The 15,335-nt window shown below is 53.3% G+C and carries 17 protein-coding genes, 1 tRNA gene and 1 pseudogene; 15 read left to right on the top strand and 4 right to left on the bottom strand.

Going from position 1 to position 15,335, the window contains the following annotated elements:
* Nucleotides 1–91 precede the first annotated feature (91 nt).
* Nucleotides 92–598, top strand: a complete 507-nt coding sequence (locus tag FrondiHNR_RS09335; protein WP_279352502.1) for a MarR family transcriptional regulator — start codon at nt 92–94, stop codon at nt 596–598.
* Between the two features lie 16 nt (nt 599–614).
* Here FrondiHNR_RS09335 and FrondiHNR_RS09330 read toward each other — a convergent pair whose 3' ends face one another.
* On the bottom strand, nt 615–1,436 hold the full coding sequence (locus FrondiHNR_RS09330; RefSeq protein ID WP_279352501.1) for an inositol monophosphatase family protein: 822 nt from the start codon (nt 1,434–1,436) through the stop codon (nt 615–617).
* 90 nt (nt 1,437–1,526) lie between these two features.
* Here FrondiHNR_RS09330 and FrondiHNR_RS09325 point away from each other — a divergent pair, with 90 nt between their 5' ends.
* The 5 genes from FrondiHNR_RS09325 to FrondiHNR_RS09305 all read left to right on the top strand — a co-directional run bounded on the left by FrondiHNR_RS09325 (nt 1,527) and on the right by FrondiHNR_RS09305 (nt 4,203).
* Nucleotides 1,527–1,685 carry a hypothetical protein gene (locus FrondiHNR_RS09325; protein ID WP_279352500.1) on the top strand — a complete coding sequence of 53 codons (159 nt, stop codon included), beginning with the start codon at nt 1,527–1,529 and terminating at the stop codon, nt 1,683–1,685.
* Nucleotides 1,686–1,796: 111 nt separating this feature from the next.
* Nucleotides 1,797–1,872 (top strand) — tRNA-Lys (locus FrondiHNR_RS09320).
* Between the two features lie 813 nt (nt 1,873–2,685).
* Nucleotides 2,686–2,862, top strand: a complete 177-nt coding sequence (locus FrondiHNR_RS09315) for a hypothetical protein (RefSeq protein ID WP_279352499.1) — start codon at nt 2,686–2,688, stop codon at nt 2,860–2,862.
* Nucleotides 2,863–3,274: 412 nt separating this feature from the next.
* The gene (locus FrondiHNR_RS09310) at nt 3,275–3,709 is read left to right on the top strand and encodes a DDE-type integrase/transposase/recombinase (RefSeq protein ID WP_279352498.1); all 435 of its coding nucleotides are present in this window, start codon (nt 3,275–3,277) and stop codon (nt 3,707–3,709) included.
* 332 nt (nt 3,710–4,041) lie between these two features.
* Nucleotides 4,042–4,203 (top strand): hypothetical protein, encoded by a 162-nt coding sequence (locus tag FrondiHNR_RS09305; protein WP_279352497.1) that lies wholly within the window; start codon nt 4,042–4,044, stop codon nt 4,201–4,203.
* Nucleotides 4,204–4,537: 334 nt separating this feature from the next.
* Here the strand turns inward: FrondiHNR_RS09305 and FrondiHNR_RS09300 are convergent, their stop codons facing one another.
* A complete protein-coding gene (locus FrondiHNR_RS09300; RefSeq protein ID WP_279352496.1) occupies nt 4,538–6,217 on the bottom strand; it encodes a leucine-rich repeat domain-containing protein in 1,680 nt (559 codons plus the stop codon).
* Between the two features lie 492 nt (nt 6,218–6,709).
* Here FrondiHNR_RS09300 and FrondiHNR_RS09295 point away from each other — a divergent pair.
* From FrondiHNR_RS09295 to FrondiHNR_RS09280, 4 genes and pseudogenes are all read left to right on the top strand, one after another.
* Nucleotides 6,710–7,568, top strand: a pseudogene (locus FrondiHNR_RS09295) (transposase).
* A 38-nt stretch (nt 7,569–7,606) separates the two neighbouring features.
* A complete protein-coding gene (locus FrondiHNR_RS09290; protein WP_279352494.1) occupies nt 7,607–7,819 on the top strand; it encodes a hypothetical protein in 213 nt (70 codons plus the stop codon).
* Between the two features lie 11 nt (nt 7,820–7,830).
* Nucleotides 7,831–8,175, top strand: a complete 345-nt coding sequence (locus FrondiHNR_RS09285; RefSeq protein WP_279352493.1) for a hypothetical protein — start codon at nt 7,831–7,833, stop codon at nt 8,173–8,175.
* Nucleotides 8,166–8,399, top strand: a complete 234-nt coding sequence (locus FrondiHNR_RS09280) for a transposase (protein WP_279352492.1) — start codon at nt 8,166–8,168, stop codon at nt 8,397–8,399. Before FrondiHNR_RS09285 ends, FrondiHNR_RS09280 begins: the two co-directional genes overlap by 10 nt.
* Nucleotides 8,400–8,946: 547 nt before the next feature.
* Here the strand turns inward: FrondiHNR_RS09280 and FrondiHNR_RS09275 are convergent.
* Nucleotides 8,947–9,387 carry an ImmA/IrrE family metallo-endopeptidase gene (locus FrondiHNR_RS09275; RefSeq protein WP_279352491.1) on the bottom strand — a complete coding sequence of 147 codons (441 nt, stop codon included), beginning with the start codon at nt 9,385–9,387 and terminating at the stop codon, nt 8,947–8,949.
* A 19-nt stretch (nt 9,388–9,406) separates the two neighbouring features.
* Complete coding sequence (locus tag FrondiHNR_RS09270; protein ID WP_279352490.1) at nt 9,407–9,889, bottom strand: helix-turn-helix transcriptional regulator; 483 nt, start codon at nt 9,887–9,889, stop codon at nt 9,407–9,409.
* A 128-nt stretch (nt 9,890–10,017) separates the two neighbouring features.
* On the opposite strand from FrondiHNR_RS09270, the gene FrondiHNR_RS09265 reads away from it, so the two are divergent.
* The 5 genes from FrondiHNR_RS09265 to FrondiHNR_RS09245 all read left to right on the top strand — a co-directional run bounded on the left by FrondiHNR_RS09265 (nt 10,018) and on the right by FrondiHNR_RS09245 (nt 15,167).
* Nucleotides 10,018–10,248 (top strand): helix-turn-helix transcriptional regulator, encoded by a 231-nt coding sequence (locus FrondiHNR_RS09265; protein ID WP_279352489.1) that lies wholly within the window; start codon nt 10,018–10,020, stop codon nt 10,246–10,248.
* 675 nt (nt 10,249–10,923) lie between these two features.
* Nucleotides 10,924–11,562 (top strand): hypothetical protein, encoded by a 639-nt coding sequence (locus FrondiHNR_RS09260; protein ID WP_279352488.1) that lies wholly within the window; start codon nt 10,924–10,926, stop codon nt 11,560–11,562.
* A 614-nt stretch (nt 11,563–12,176) separates the two neighbouring features.
* Entirely contained in the window at nt 12,177–13,313 is a 1,137-nt protein-coding gene (locus FrondiHNR_RS09255) for a type III polyketide synthase (RefSeq protein WP_279352487.1), read from the top strand.
* Nucleotides 13,310–14,035, top strand: a complete 726-nt coding sequence (locus tag FrondiHNR_RS09250; RefSeq protein ID WP_279352486.1) for a methyltransferase domain-containing protein — start codon at nt 13,310–13,312, stop codon at nt 14,033–14,035. The genes FrondiHNR_RS09255 and FrondiHNR_RS09250 overlap by 4 nt, the downstream gene beginning before the upstream one ends.
* Nucleotides 14,028–15,167, top strand: coding sequence for an NAD(P)/FAD-dependent oxidoreductase (locus FrondiHNR_RS09245; protein WP_279352485.1), 1,140 nt, complete (start codon nt 14,028–14,030; stop codon nt 15,165–15,167). Before FrondiHNR_RS09250 ends, FrondiHNR_RS09245 begins: the two co-directional genes overlap by 8 nt.
* Nucleotides 15,168–15,335: the final 168 nt, after the last annotated feature.

Raw genomic sequence — 15,335 nt, 5'->3', positions numbered from 1 at the left:
AGGGTTATATCGAGGAGTGAATTTTTCTCTAGTGCCACAAAAGTATACTGAATGGTTTGAAGCGTCAAGTAATTCACGTAATATTGTAAATATGAGCGATACCCGATGGCTAAATCAAAAAGAGCGTGAGCTGTGGTTAAAACTTACGGCTTTATCCATGCTGATGCCCGGTGCGGTTGAGGCGCAACTCAAGAGAGAGGCTGGCCTGAATCAATTTGAGTATCATGTTCTTGCGATGCTCTCAGAGGCTCCCGGTCGTAGCCTCCTCATGAGTAATCTGGCGTTTCGAACAAACTCATCTCTGTCCAGACTTTCACACGTTGTGAGTAGGCTTGAAAAGCAGGGTTGGGTCACCAGGTCGGTGTGCCCCACCGACGGCCGGGCAACCAATGCATTCTTGACCGACTCTGGGTTTGAAAAGATTAGAGTAACGGCTCCCGGCCATGTGGAGCAGGTTCGTCGGATTGTGTTTGATCCGCTCACGAGTAAGCAGGCTGAGCAATTGAGTGGTCTGTTAGACCCCCTTTTGGAATCGATTGACCCCGAGGGTCGCTCTGAGTATCATCGTGGCAAAAATAGTGACGCTCAAGATAAGTAACGCGCTATCGTGAACCCTAGCGATTAAAAATTTCCAGTACCTGGCTGTGAAGTAGTCCGTTTGTTGCGAGAGAGTTACCCTGCCAAGCTCCGGGGGAACCATCGATACTGCTAAACCGACCGCCGGCCTCCTCAACAATTGTTACCACTGCTGAGAGATCGTAGGGTTTTACGTCAAACTCGGCGGTGATATCGATGAGACCCTCAGCGAGAAGCATGTAAGACCAGGAATCACCAAACGCTCGATCCCGCCAGGTTTTGCGTGACAGCTCGACGAGTGTGTCCAGGTGGCCAGCTTGATCCCACTGGGCAAGGCTTTGAAAGCTTAACCAGGCGTCTCCAAGCTGTTCGATTGCGGAGACTCGAAGCCTTTGGGGTACTTCGCCGGCGACCTCTTTCCAGGCTCCACCACCACGCGTTGCCCACCACCGTGTATCGGTGGCGGGGGCGCTCACGACACCGAGCTGAGGAACCCGATCAACCTCAAGCGAGATGAGCGTTGCCCACCCCGGGACTCCCCGCATGAAGTTGGCTGTGCCGTCGATGGGATCAATAACCCACTGGCGGTGGCCCGTTCTCGCCCGGGGCGACGCCGAGTGTGAACCTGCTTCAACCGTTCCGTATTCTTCTCCGAGGATACTGTCGTTGGGGCGTTCTTGCTGGAGCCGGTCGCTGATAGCCCGTTCCACCGCTTTGTCGGCGTCTGTTACCTGCGAGCGATCGGGTTTTATTGAGATAATCAGGTCGTGTGCTTGAAACCGTGCGAGCGAGATGGCGTCAGCAATTTCCGCGAGGGTAAGAGCAAGCGTGAGATCGTCTGTTATTAAGGGGTTTGTCACCCCTTTAGCCTAGCGGTCAGGGTCATAAGGTGTGGTCTTGCACTTGCGTGGGAGGGTGCAATTCCGGAAAAACCGAGGTATAATTTCGGTATGACGAACTTTTTGATTTCCAGCTCCGGAAAATCTTTTTCTCCCGTTCGTAAACAGGAGAGGCGTTCTCCTCTATTTGGGTTTTTGCAAGTGGTTGCTGGGGTGGCCGTTGGTCTAGTGGTTGTTATGGCCGCGGTCATATTCTTCGCCGCACTGTGATCAATAACCTGTTTTTGTCTTGAACGCTTTTTGTCTGTCTTCTGAAAAGTGATCGTTTTGCGCTCGCAATAATTCCGTAGTAGGGTTTTATCTGTTGTCCGCAAGGTAAGCGCACCTCTAGCTCAATCGGCAGAGCAACTGACTCTTAATCAGTGGGTTCTGGGTTCAAGTCCCAGGGGGTGCACCACGGCCCCCGGTTTTCCGGGGGTTTTTAGTTTAAGGGATGAGTTTTTTGCTTTTACTTGACGAATTAATGACGGTCACTTTCTGGTGCGCATTGCCCGCAGAGTTTTGCTATGGTTCTCAATTAGCCGATTTCGCTCGATGTAGTGATTGTCTGTGATGAGTGCCTAAGCTGATATCGGGCCCCCATTCCGTCCGCCTCCCGATCCAGAAGTGTATCTACGGCTTTATGACAGTTCTTCGGGATTTACTTCAGCGCCTCTGAGTGCGTCTCACCACCCCCTGCGTTAATTCGAATGGTTCTTTCACGTCCCGACGCCAGAAGGAAATACGTATTCTGAAGTGGAATTTACGCTCTTTCTCATGGCATGGCGGTAACCTCGGGCATATGATTACTAGCCCCCGCTTGCTCTGCTCGCTTTTGTGGATGTCCTGGACATGCGGCTTGCCATTCTCTCCCACGGCAATTGTTCTTTTATTGAAAAAGTGGATGGGACTCCTTTCTCGTGTGTCGAATTCTATTGGGCGCCACCCTGTGGCAAAAATCTCGCCATTATTCAGTATCGTGGTGGACATAAACTGCGCATGCTCATAGAAGTCGGTGTGGCGGGGGCGTCCGTTTTGGTCGGCGAAAGGTCGCAGTGACGTAGTTGCGTGAGAATACTGCGTACAATATCAACCCCTGGTGCGGTTGCGGGCTGTTTTACGTTAACGTACTGTATCGCTGATACGAGCACTTATCGGCGTCTGTCCGGTGTGTGGAATCTGGTTTTCAGGAGTGAAGCGTTCTGGGTTTTGTTCCGGTGATAGGAATACTATGACTAAACAATATGATGCAGCGTTCCGTGAGCGGGCGCTGCGTATGATCGTGGAGGCGATGCCTCAGCATACTAGCCTTCACGCATTGAGTGGACATATCGGTGGGCTTCGGGGCGGGGGTCTCACCAGACGCTCTCAGGAAGTGGTATCGTCAAACCCAGATCGATACCGGTAGCAAGCCTGGCACCACGACCGACGTCGCTGAAGAAAACCGGCGCGTGAAACGCGAGAACGCGGAATTGAAGAAAGCGAACGAAGTACTCAAAGCTGTGAGTATATTTTTCGCGAAGGAGCTAGGCCAGCCACGAACGACATGATCCGGTTTATTGCTCAATACCGTGATCGTTTCGGGGCCTGTGTTCCTCTGCTGCATCCTGCGTGCAGCAGTTCGTGGGTTTCTTACCTCATAGGGGTACCGGGCAGCGAAACGGCGGGTGCTGTAGGCGCGGCAGTTACGCGATGAACTGCTGGTACCCGAGATCCGTCGGCTCCACGCTGTGAACTATGGCGTCTACTGAGTGCGGGAGATACATGCCTTGTTGAAACGTGGAGGGTGGGTTATCGGTCGTGATCAGACCGCGAGAATCATGCGTCTCGCGGAAGTCTGGGGTATCACTCGCCACGCGAAATCCCGTACTATCAGGAGAGACCGTGCGGAAAGCTTCCCCGGTGATCTCGTGAACGGAGTCTTCGCTGCGACCGCTCCTCGGTGTTTGTGGGTTGCGGATATCACCTATGTGGCGACATGGTCTGGGTTCGCGTATGTCACGTTCATCACTGACGTGTTCGCTCGCAAGGTTGTTGGTTGGAGCGTCTCTTCGGCCTTGAAAACAGAAGCACTGCCGTTACAGGTACTCGATATGGCTGCTTGGAATACTGGTGGTGATTTGGGTGGGGTCAGGCACCACTCGGATCACGGGTCGAATTACATGTCTGTGGTCTACACCGAACGAATGCTCGAACTCGGAGCAATACCCTCCTCAACAGGGAGCGTTGGTGATAGCTACGATAACGCGCTCTAGCAGAGACCGTCAATGGGCTCTACAAAGCCGAATTGATTCGTAGGCAAGGGTCCTGGAAAACGGTCGAGGAAGTTGAACTCGCAACTCTCGAGTATGGGTGGTGGTGGAATAGCCAATGCCTCTATGAAGCCCTTGGCTACCGTACCCCGGTCGAGGTCGAAACACCATACCATCCTGAAATATATCAGCCCGTGAGCACCCGAGTGTAACGAAAATCAATGACGGAACAAAACCCAGAAAGCTTCAACATCTACAAACAAGACCAATAAACCGGACCTTGCCTCGACCGTTTAGAAGCAGCAGTTGAATCTCTGGACTGAGTCGACGAGCGTATGAACGCACACAGCGCCCGCATACGGGCACCCGAAACCCGTATCACTGAGCAAGCTCGTGATACCGAGGATATCGATCACCTGCGCCTGGCACTCACGGATCAGGACGAGGAAACTCGCCGCCTCTCCGCCCTCGTACAGCGCTGGTCTGGATACATGTAGCAGGCATGGTCATCTTTACATCTATAGGCGGTGTGATCATCACACACGTACTCAGCTAAACAAGATAGGGAGAAAAAATATGTGGATCACATTAGACAATGTGTGCCGCTGGATATAGGACGCTGCAGCTGTACTCGTACCGTTCCTGACAGCGATCGGTGTCCTGACCGCCGAGCACAGCGGTCTTTGGTTATCCCTGGTAGCGGCGATACTCGGCACCCTTGCCCCAGTGCTCGCAGGAGTAAATAAGCCGCGCGGGAGACGCGCCGCCGAAAACACATAGCATCGCTCTGATCTCTTACTGCCGAGGCAAGGCACAGGTGTATATGAAAGTTTAGACTTGACGACGTATTCTCAGACCACGTCCGTATAGTACCGCACCGGCCAGAGTGAGCACACCACTGAAGAAGCTAAGCATCGACAGATCAAAAGTACCTGTGCTCGCAAGCGTACCATCGTGCTTATGACCGCTCACCGTGATACCTCCACGCGGCTGTGCTGGATTCACCACGGATGGTACCAGGGGATTATTGGGGTGGGGAACTGGAGGAGCGGGGGGAACTGGAGGAGTGGGGGGCGAGATTGATTCCTGAGTGATCGTCCCGGAAAAAATTGACCCGTCACCGTTTTCCCAGTCCCAAGTCAGAGTATTAGAACCGACTGCTGCATACGTCCAAGACAACCCATTAGAAGCAACCTCTGCGGAACCGGTCTTTGAAACCACTGGCAATACATCAGACTTACCACTAAACCCAATCACTGGACTATTCTGGGTATCACCCTGCGTGATTGGTGGCAAACCAACATTTTGGCCCTCAGCCGAAATGGCACCTACCAGTTCTGATAGCGGAGAAACGTCACTAATCTGGTTCTCGCGCAGGTGTAGGGTAGTGAGACTGTCCAGTTCTGATAGCGGAGAAACGTCACTAATCTGGTTCTCGCCCAGGTTCAGGGTGGTGAGGTTTATGAAGGATTCGAGCCCTTGAAGACTTGCAATTCCCTGGCCGGCGCAGTCAAGAACATTTATGCTTTGCGCTTGAGCGTCTGTAATAGGAGCCTGGGGTTCTTGGCTAAGCATCCCATTAATGCATGATCTCAGGTTGTTGTCGACAATATTCACGAATTGAGAAGTTGATCGCTGAGTGATCGTCCCGGAAAAAATAAATCTACTGCTTCTCAAGTGCCAAGTCAGGGTATTACGACCGATGGCTGTATACGTCCAAGACAACCCATTGGAAGCAACCTCTGCCGAGCCGGTCTTTGAGACCACGGGCAGCACATCAGACGTGCCACCAAACCCGATCACTGGACTATTCTGAGTATTACCCTGCGCGATTGGGGGCAAACCAATATTTTGGCCCTCAGCCAAAATCGTACCTACCAGTTCTGATAGCGGAGACACGTCACTAATTTGGTTCGTGCTCAGATCCATGATCGTGAGCTGGTGCAGTTCTGATAGCGGAGACACGTCACTAATTTGGTTCGTGCTTAGATCCATGGTCGTGAGCTGGTGCAGTTCTGATAGCGGAGACACGTCACTAATTTGGTTCGTGCTCAGGATTAGGCCCGTGAGCTGGTGCAGTTCTGATAGCGGAGACACATCACTAATCTGGTTCCTGTGCAGCCCCAGGGTGGTGAGGTTGCCCAGTTCTGATAGCGGAGACACATCACTAATCTGGTTCCTGCTCAGGATCAGGCCCGTGAGCTGGTGCAGTTCTGATAGCGGAGACACATCACTAATCTGGTTATCGAGCAGGTACAGGCCCTCGATGTTTATGAAGGATTCGAGCCCTTGAACACTTACAATTCCCTGGCTGGCGCAGTCAAGAACATTTATGCTCTGCGCTTGAGTGTCTGTAATAGGAGCCTGGGGACTTTGACCAAGTACCCTATTAATACACGCTTTCAGGTTGTTATCGGGAATATTCACGTCAGCAGCATGTGCGGGTGACGCAACACAAGAAAGTGCCCCGGTCGCAACAATACAACCTGCCAGAACTCGGTGAGACTTCATGTATAAAAGACTTCTCCATTATCCACAAAAATAAAATAAAGCAAATCCTAGCACAAATTGCTCTTCAATCTCGTTAAACCCTGGTTCTAAAAGGAAGCACAATCTATGCAACAAATTGTGTTTGAAGCGCCCTGGGACTTTTAAAGGCTCTGATGTGCCCTGGCTTTGATGGAGTCATATACTTAGATCCCTGATCGCAGCATCTGGTTTTTTCGTACAGCTTCTCATACTCGACAGGCGTGCGCATCCCGAGCCTGGAATGGCGGCGTTTTCGGTTGTGTAACACCTCGAGGTACTCGAAAATCGCGTTCGCGAGCTCTAACCTGATCCGTCAGGAGTTCCGATTCAAGAACTCAGTGTGCATACGCCCCCCAGAACGATTCGATCATACTGACCTGCCCTATGGTTTGGTTTCCACGTTTGGGGCCTTTGCCCTGTTTTATGGACACGCTGATATCGGTATAAACCGTTAGAAAGCGAGAAAATAAGAACATGGCCTTGAAGAACTACCCGCAAAGAGTTCAAACGTCAAGCTGTGGAACTCTACGAAACAACCCCCGGAGCAACAATCAACTCTATCGCACAGGATCTTGGAACTTCCCGGGGCACGCTATCGATCTGGAAAAATCGATACGGAACCACTGTTCAACACCGGCCTGCTCCTGTTGGTGAAGAGAGCGTTTCTGAGAGTGATGATCCCCGTGTACGAGACCTCGAAACCGAGAATCGGGTACTGCGGTCGGAGAAAGCGAAGCTGGAAACTGAACGTGAGATCCTCAGGCAGGCCGCTAAATATTCGTAAGGAGAGACACGTTGGTAAGCCGCTTCCAATTTGCCTGCGACCATTCTGACACCTATGAGGTGAAGTGGCTGTGTAAGGTTCTTGAGATCGCGAAGTCATCGTTCTATGCGTGGAGGAAAGGCCTCCCTGCCAGGATTGCCCGCAAACACGCAGACGAGAAGCTCGCAGAGCGCATCCGTCAAGCGCACTCTCCCCTTGAAGGTAGAGACCCGGCCTACGGGATCCCTAGGGTAACCGCGCATCTCAATGGCGGACTACCTGCGCATAGACGGGTGAATCATAAACGAGTCGCTCTGGTCGTGTGGGAAAAAGGCCTCGCAGGCGATGGGAGCGGTGGGTAGTAGCGCGGATAATGCTCTCGCGGAGTCCGTGAGCGCGGCTCTGAAAAGGGAGGTCCTGGCTGGGAATCCGATATTCCGGGATGAGGTGGGGTGTCGCCGGTCCGTGTTTCGGTGGGTGACCCGGTATAACACGGTGAGGCGGCATTCGTATTGCGGGTTGATTTCCCGGGATAAGTACGAAAGTACTACTCTGGGAAGAGCGGCCTAAACCTAACAAGTCGTGTCCATACTTCGGGGTAAAGGCCCGTGCGAGAAGTGAATACCCCGCACACGCATACTAAGGCGAGAGTCGGTAAGGACGACACCATCGATGCTGAAGCTGCTGCACGGAAAGTGCTCGCAGGGGTTGCAGCGGCCATCTCCAAACGAACCGATAGCGTCATCGAATCGATACGGTTCCTCTTGCTGACCCGTGATTCTGCGGTGAAAGCTCGCACCGCGGCTATCGTGCAACTGTAAGATATGTTACCGTGCCTGCCGACATGCGGGAGAACATGCCCACTGGTGGACTGGCAGCTGTGCGCTACTGCTGGAAGTTCATCATCGACCGGGCGCGCCTGAATGATCCCGTTCAGGCAGTGAAGCTCGCCCTCCGAGCCCTCGCTGTCCGGGCCGCTGACCTCGACACGGAGATCAAAGAGCTTGAGAGTGCGCTGGCCACTCTCGTGCACGCAACAGTACCTACCCTGGTATCCAAGGCAGGAATCGGAATGATCCATACGCCCAACTGTTGGTCACTGCCGACGAGAATATTGCGCAGTTACGCAGCGAGGCGACGTTCGCGAGGCTCTGCGAGGTCGCATCAGTGTCATTAGGGAAGAGCCACCGCATGAGGCTCCACCGAGGCGGTGATCGGAAAGCGAATCGCGCACTCCACATGATTGCGGTCGTGAGGCTCAGGTACGACGCCCAAACGATCGACTACATGCAGCGTCGACTCACCGAAGGCCTCTCTAAGAAAGACGTGCTGCGCTGCCTCAAACGATTCATCGCACGCGAGGTGTTCAACGACCTCAGAAGCGATCTTAGTACGGCTTGACATCTATACCCAGAGCACTTCATCCCAGGGGTACGCTATGGCTCCGAGAAACCGGGTCTTTATCTTTATCAACGATGTTGCGGGGCTATCACTTTTAGCGATCTAGCGTGAGGCATATCGTTCATAAGCGTGTTTGATAGCATGCTCCTGCATGCTCCGTCTCGAGGTAGGGGAAGCTTGCGGCCCTGCCCAGCCACGCCGCCGTTGACTACGGCCCCGAAAGCCTCCGTGCCATGAAGAGAAGTTATAAGAGTCATAAAATTTGGCAAGAAAGACTACTACTTCCCAGTATTTACGTTATAGAAACTACAGCTGGAAAGTTGGTCCACGGGATCTGAGTCCACGAATGTGTTCTTCGATGGGGAATGAGGGGCAGCGTATTGAGATTGCCGTGGGGAGCACCTTTCGCGAGCTACTGGCGTATCTGTGGGTAGAAGATACAGGGATGATCTTGGTGAAGAGAAGCACTCTCAGTGAGAGTATCGTGGGTAACTTGCGGTAGCGTTATGAAAGCGGGGATTTTAGGTTTAGTCGGAAATGAAACGTGCTATGCGATTTCTTTGGTGAGGGTAAAGCTGTATTCTCGTACCTCAACTTGAAGCGCTCGGAGCCTGTGGTAACGGCTGCGGTCGAGTATGCGTTGATAAGCATAGAGAATCGGGGGTGTTACGCCCAGTTCGCGTGCGATAAAGGAGTGGTTTTCTGCCATTTTCTCAGCACGAGCGTAGGCCTCGTCTGTGATGAGTAACTGCGCCGCGATTTCGTCAGCCTCGCGCTCTGTCTGCTCGGTGCTATGGCGGTGTCTATGGATCGCGTGTCCGAGCTCGTGTGCCAGGGTGCATATCTCGGATCCTCCGCTGAGCTGGTGAGCTAATTCAATCGTGCGGATATCGTCCAGATAGCGCCCCTGCATACCTGTGGGCAGCATGACGTGTTTTACGCACACGTTTATGGCTGCGGCGTGTTCGTATAGTGACCCCAGTGTCATGGTCATCCCCTTTACTACCTCATGGGTCTTCTTGCATAAATTCTTGCTGGGCCTCAAAATTCTCCACTCGGAGAGCAGCCTCTGCGGCCGGTTCCTGTGGACTCGCGGTACGAGGAGAAAGAGGGGTGACGGTTGCTGTGTGTTTGGGAGTATCCCGCACGGCCCTGTAAAGAACGTCAAGCGCGGATTCTGTAGCCTGCTGGCGGTGTTGCGGTGGAATCTGTTCGATCAGGGTGCCCGCCATGACAAGCCATTTCTGTGTGCCGCTCTCGAAGATTACATCGCTGGTTTCGACCCCGAGCGTGTCGTAGATTCTTTCTAGGATTTCTGCCTGGGGGACGGTTACGCCGTTCTCAATGTTGTCCAGTGTTTGCCGTGTGATTCGTGCCTGGTGAGCTGTTTCTTTTTTGGTCAATCCGGTTCTCTGTCTGAGCGCCTTGACCTGAGAAGCCAATTCGCGACGCTCATCACCGGTGAGTTTTTGAAAATTATTTTTTGTCATTGAGGTGTTCGATTCGCTTGATGGTTTACCAAAAAGAATAGCATTAATTAGACATTTAGACCAAACTAAAGTGATGTTTTTGCTTTTTCAGGTTGCGTTTGTGTCTAATAAGTGATTATATATTAGACATGAATGAACGGGGAGTAACGATAGGGCAGTCGCTCAGAAAGCTTCGCCTGTCGGCTGGGATGACTCTGTCTGATGTGGCAGAGGCGGCAAAAACTTCGGTTTCGTACCTGTCCAAGGTCGAGAGGGGGGTGTTTCTTCCTACTGATAAATATCTCGCGGCGGTGACGTTGGCTGTGGGGAAGGGGGTGTCGGCTCGGGTATCGCCCGAAGGGGAGCGCTCACGGTTGTGAAGCCAGCTCGCTTTCAAATAAACACTGCGTTGACTATCGGCCAGTTGCCTCTTCGAATCGGGTGAGCGTGCGGAAAAGCTAATTTTCTAAAACTAAAAATACGTTTTGTGAGCCGCGAGGACTCTCCCGAGGGACAAGCGCTGTTGTGCTGTGTCTGATGTGAAACGTTTATATTCGAGAGGAAATTTTATGGAGAGTAAATATTCCGCTGCAGATAAGCAAGCTTGCTGTTGGTTGAATGCGATGGGTTTGGATGTAGAACGTGCGGAGGGAAGCGATCACTCGCGGAAAGGCATGCATTCTTTATGGCGAAGGAGGACAAAGTGACGTTAGGATCTAAAAATTTTGTGCGATCGTTTATGACCGGCAGTGCGATTTATGATCCGCCTACGACACGGGGAAATGATCGTGAGGTCGAGCATATCTGCGGGCGTTGCCGTACTCCCTGGGGTAGCAGCGCACTTCCCTGTCCGGGGGAAGCTAGGGAAGTTGCGAGGGCGGCGGAGACGTTGGACACAGCGAAGACTGCGGAGGTGACGGGGGCTGCTGCGAACGCTCCTATCGGGAAGGTTAGCCCGTAATCAGAAGAGATATTCCGTGTGTGAAGGTGCCAGCTACGCAAACTGTGCTGCTGGTTGGTTCGATTGTGCTGATACGAGAGAAGTTTAGGGCGAGTTGGATAGAACGATTGAGCAAAAAAAGGAAGATAATGGAAACGATTTGCGCGAGGCGGTGAAAGCGCTTACTGAGCCCATCTGTGCAAAGTTTATCCGTGACGATGGCACTGTCATGGTGGGCAGGCAGAATCCGCTATTGGAGCAGTTGGAAACCGCAATTCGTGGGTCGGGGATCGGTGCTGGTAGATCGCAAGCCATCGCTTCGGAGCGTTCGGTGCTTGATGCTCAAGCGCTCTTTGAATTTCAGCAGATTAGGGATCAGCTTCGTGGCTGGCTTGTTGACGCTGAGCGAGAGATTGATGGCGATATCTGTGGTAGCCTTCAGCGCTGGTATGTTGCGTGGGTGGTTAAGCGGCCCGCGGCGAAATTCTATCTGTCCGAGCTACGTCGTTGGAAAACGGTTATCACCAGTGTGGTGGACCCTCCGCGGCAGATGGATCACCCGTCCCCGTGCCCTGAGTGTGGAGCGACGGTCTGGCTCGAGGAGTTGTCAAAGGAGGAGAGACAGAGGCCACTCGCGATCTTTTACCGTGAAAATGAGTCGATTGAAACTGCGAACGCTAAGTGCCGTGCCTGCGGTAAAAAATGGACTGTTCTGGAACTGGCTCAAGAGCTGGCAAATTCTCTTGTTTCCTAAATGAGATATTTTACTTCCTGCCTTCCCCGGTCAATACACGGAGCCGCAACGTGGCAACGCTCATCGCGCGAGGAATTACGGCCAATTGAAGAACGAGCACTCACGGTGCGGGATACCGCCCCTAGGTATTGACCCGTGGCGCGTGGCGCGTGGTGAATGGTGAAGTGTGTTCAAACAACAGGGGCAAAATTTGTCTGGGTAGTGCCTCTATCGCACAGGTTCCATCCATTGTTAGACCGCTATTAGTGGGTGTGGGGATCGTTCTCATTGTTTTGTCTTCAAGGACAATCCCGTAGTGAGACGTTTTAGTCATGCAATGGACGTTCTCTCCGGGTTGCCAGTTTTATGTAAAAAGTGAATCAAGAGCACACGGATAATCATGGTTCTGGCTTGAAATATGCCATTCGACGGATCGAAACCTAGGGAATTCCCACGGAAAAGAAGCTGATTAAGCTAGATGCCCCTTTGCGGTCGTGGGAGCATATATCCGATACGGTTGCGCGGAAAGCTTGACAAGAGGATCCTCGTTGAGGAAATAGTTGATAAGAATATTAAAAGCCTGATGCTGGCTTTTTCCTTTGTGGGGAGCCTACGCTAAAGCCATGGATATCTTTATGCACAGCATTGCAACGGCAACACCCCCGCACGTCCTTGTGCAGGCTGAGGCAAAAGAAGTTTTTGCTACCCAGCCAGACCTCACTCGCTTGACACAGAGGTTAGTGCGGGCGTCATTTGATGCGTCCGCTATTGATACCAGACGCAGCGTCATTGCAGATTTCAACCTGGAAATGGAACCCGAAGCGGAACCTACCTTTTTTGACCGACTGTCGGGAACTCTGCTCAATCCGTCAACACTCACGCGTAACGAGCTGTACATTCGGGAGGCTCGCAAGCTAACGCTGGAGGCTGCACAGAATGCGATAGCCCAGACAGAGAATATGAGCGCCGCGGACATCACCCACGTTGTCACGGTATCCTGCACTGGGTTTTATGCTCCGGGCCCCGACTATCAATTGGTGCGGGAACTCGGACTCCCCGGCAACACGCTTCGCTACAATATCGGATTTATGGGGTGTTATGCGGCCTTTCCGGCGTTTCGGCTCGCGGAATCGTTTTGCCAAGCGAACCCGGACGCAGTGGTGCTGGTGGTGAGTACGGAATTGTGTTCGATTCACGTGCGATCCTCTAACGACCCCGATCAAATAGTGGCCGCTTCGGTTTTTGGAGACGGTGCGGGAGCCGCAATCGTTTCAACCCGGGCGGATATCCCGGGGGCGCGGTTCCGACTTGATCGGTTCACGAGCGCGCTCACCCCTGTGGGCGAGGACGATATGGCCTGGACCATTGGTGACGAGGGTTTTGAGATGGTATTAAGCGCCGCGGTTCCTAAAATTATTGATACTCATATTGAGGATGCCCTGCGCCCCTTGCTCTCCCACGAATCCGAGTTGCTAGAAGACCCCGCCAAAGGAGTGACCCACTGGGCGATTCATCCCGGAGGAAGGAGCATCCTTGATCGAGTGGAGTCACGGCTTGGGCTGAGCAAAACGCAGCTTTTACCCTCGCGCGATACCCTGCGTGAAGTGGGAAATATGTCGAGCGCAACCATCTTTTTTGTGCTCAAGCGGATCCTTGAGCAGCCCGCCCGAGGGGAGGGCGACGAGCGTGTTGTCGCGATGGCGTTTGGTCCGGGTCTCACGGTAGAGACCGGTCTTTTGACGAAACAAGCGGGCGCGCAGGCGGTACCGTGATCTTTCGAGCGCGTGATGTATCTGCTGTTGAGCTGATGGAAGACCCTGAGTGTGATCCTGACGCCCTGCAGCGTACCTACCGACAATTTGCCCTGGTCAATCGGGTGGTTTCGGGATGGAGGCGCACGTATCAGCACCGTATTCGCCCTCGATTCACCACGAGGGAACACACCCTGCTCGATGTGGGAACCGGAGGCGGCGACATAGCGCGTTTGCTCAGTCGATGGGCCACCCGTGACGGTGTGCGTTTGTCGGTAACCGGGATCGATCCTGACGAGCGTGCGTTTCAATTTTTAAGCGCAAGAGAGCCCGCTTCTCTACGGCACGGCACAGAGGTTGAGTGGCTATGCACCGACACTTCTTCTCTGGTGGAACAGGGCAGGTCTTTTGATTTTGTAGTGTCAAACCACGTGCTGCACCACCTGAGCGCCCCGGAGTTGGGGGCATTGCTGGTTGATTCGGAGAGATTAGCAAACACCGCAGTAATTCACAGTGATATCAGGCGGTCTGCGGTGGCATACGCGCTTTTCTCATTGTTGACGGCACCTCTGATTATGGCTCCAAAACAGCGACAATCGTTTATTCGGGTAGATGGACTTACCTCGATACGTCGAAGTTTTACTCTCTCCGAGGCGGCTGAGGCATTCCCCCAACCCTGGTCGGTGCGCTCACAGACGCCCTATAGGCTTCTTCTGCTTTACGAGGGAAAACGCCATGTTTGACGTTGCAATTATTGGCGCCGGACCCGTGGGACTTTTGCTGGGTTCCCTGCTGCTTGATCTAGGGTGCAGTGTCGTGATTCTTGAGGCTCGACGAGACCCGCCCAGCCACTCCCGCGCGATTGGGATACACCCTCCCGCGTTAGCCGTTTTGAGGCGGGCTGGGGTGCTGGAGGCCGTTCTTCAGCAGTCCGTCCAGATTTCGAACGGGAAGGCTTTTAGTCGCGGGCGGATGCTTGGTGAGCTTTCTTTTGATATTCCTGGAGCGCCCTATCCCTTTGTGGTTTCTATCCCGCAGTTTTGTACACAATCGATTTTAGAGAGTGCCTTTATGCAACGTTCGGGCGGTGTTCTTCTTCGGGGGCACCGTGTCACCCGTCTGACCCGGTATGGAGAGCACATCGTGCTTGGTTGTGCACAAGAAGACACCACCGGAGGTCCGAGAGATATAGCTGCTCGTTTTGTGGTGGGAGCGGACGGCCCGCACGGTATGACGCGTGGGGCGGCACACGCGCACACCCTTCAACGGGATTACCCCGACAGCTATGTGATGGGTGATTTCAAGGACGGATCCGGGCTGGGCAATTTGGCCAGTATTTTTCTTGAGGATGGGGGAGTTGTTGAGTCTTTCCCGTTGCCCAAGAACCAGAGAAGGTGGGTGGCACACTGGGGTAGAACTCATGCTCCCCGTACCGCTGAGGGTCTGGCCGAGGTTATCTTTTCTAGAACTGGCTACTCGGTAGACGTGTCGAGTTCGACCATGCTGAGCAGTTTTCGACCTCGGTGTCGGATAGTGCGCCACACGGTTGGTGATCGTGTTGTGCTTGTGGGTGACGCCGCTCACGAGATCAGCCCTATGGGTGGTCAGGGGATGAATCTGGGCTGGCTTGACGCAGAGGTTATGAGCGAGGGCATCGCCCACTTTTTAGAAACGGGTGAGAAAGATGCCCTGATGCGGGCGGGCAGCGGGCGCGTGGTCGCGGCGCAACGGGCAGCGCGTCTGGCCGGTTTTAACATGCGATTGGGGCGTCCCGTTGGGTGGGTTCGAGGCACCGTTCGAAACACCGTGATCGGTGTACTTGCCCGGGGTGCACTACGTGATTCTGCGGCTCGCCTCTTTTCGATGCAGGGGTAGCTAGGAGGGGAGAACCGTGTGTGTCTTGTGCTAATGCTGAGTCATTTCTTCCGCTCTCGAGAAGGTCGGGTTGCTGATAGTTAGCACTGTATGACAGCGTACGCTTTTATCGTTGGTGTATTCTCGAAGGTGCCCATAATCAGAAGGTCGGCATCACGATGAGGTCGA

It is taken from the genome of Lysinibacter sp. HNR (assembly GCF_029760935.1).
Taxonomy (GTDB): domain Bacteria; phylum Actinomycetota; class Actinomycetes; order Actinomycetales; family Microbacteriaceae; genus HNR.
This window is presented reverse-complemented; position numbering and strand designations above follow the sequence as displayed.

What these genes read in the sequence shown, in the direction of transcription:
- FrondiHNR_RS09245 (WP_279352485.1), top strand. Translation starts at nt 14,028, where the DNA reads ATGTTTGACGTTGCAATTATTGGCGCCGGACCCGTGGGACTTTTGCTG.
- FrondiHNR_RS09305 (WP_279352497.1), top strand. Translation starts at nt 4,042, where the DNA reads ATGAACGCACACAGCGCCCGCATACGGGCACCCGAAACCCGTATCACT.
- FrondiHNR_RS09275 (WP_279352491.1), bottom strand. Translation starts at nt 9,387, where the DNA reads ATGACACTGGGGTCACTATACGAACACGCCGCAGCCATAAACGTGTGC.
- FrondiHNR_RS09315 (WP_279352499.1), top strand. Translation starts at nt 2,686, where the DNA reads ATGACTAAACAATATGATGCAGCGTTCCGTGAGCGGGCGCTGCGTATG.
- FrondiHNR_RS09255 (WP_279352487.1), top strand. Translation starts at nt 12,177, where the DNA reads ATGCACAGCATTGCAACGGCAACACCCCCGCACGTCCTTGTGCAGGCT.
- FrondiHNR_RS09270 (WP_279352490.1), bottom strand. Translation starts at nt 9,889, where the DNA reads ATGACAAAAAATAATTTTCAAAAACTCACCGGTGATGAGCGTCGCGAA.
- FrondiHNR_RS09265 (WP_279352489.1), top strand. Translation starts at nt 10,018, where the DNA reads ATGAATGAACGGGGAGTAACGATAGGGCAGTCGCTCAGAAAGCTTCGC.
- FrondiHNR_RS09300 (WP_279352496.1), bottom strand. Translation starts at nt 6,217, where the DNA reads ATGAAGTCTCACCGAGTTCTGGCAGGTTGTATTGTTGCGACCGGGGCA.
- FrondiHNR_RS09310 (WP_279352498.1), top strand. Translation starts at nt 3,275, where the DNA reads ATGCGTCTCGCGGAAGTCTGGGGTATCACTCGCCACGCGAAATCCCGT.
- FrondiHNR_RS09335 (WP_279352502.1), top strand. Translation starts at nt 92, where the DNA reads ATGAGCGATACCCGATGGCTAAATCAAAAAGAGCGTGAGCTGTGGTTA.
- FrondiHNR_RS09325 (WP_279352500.1), top strand. Translation starts at nt 1,527, where the DNA reads ATGACGAACTTTTTGATTTCCAGCTCCGGAAAATCTTTTTCTCCCGTT.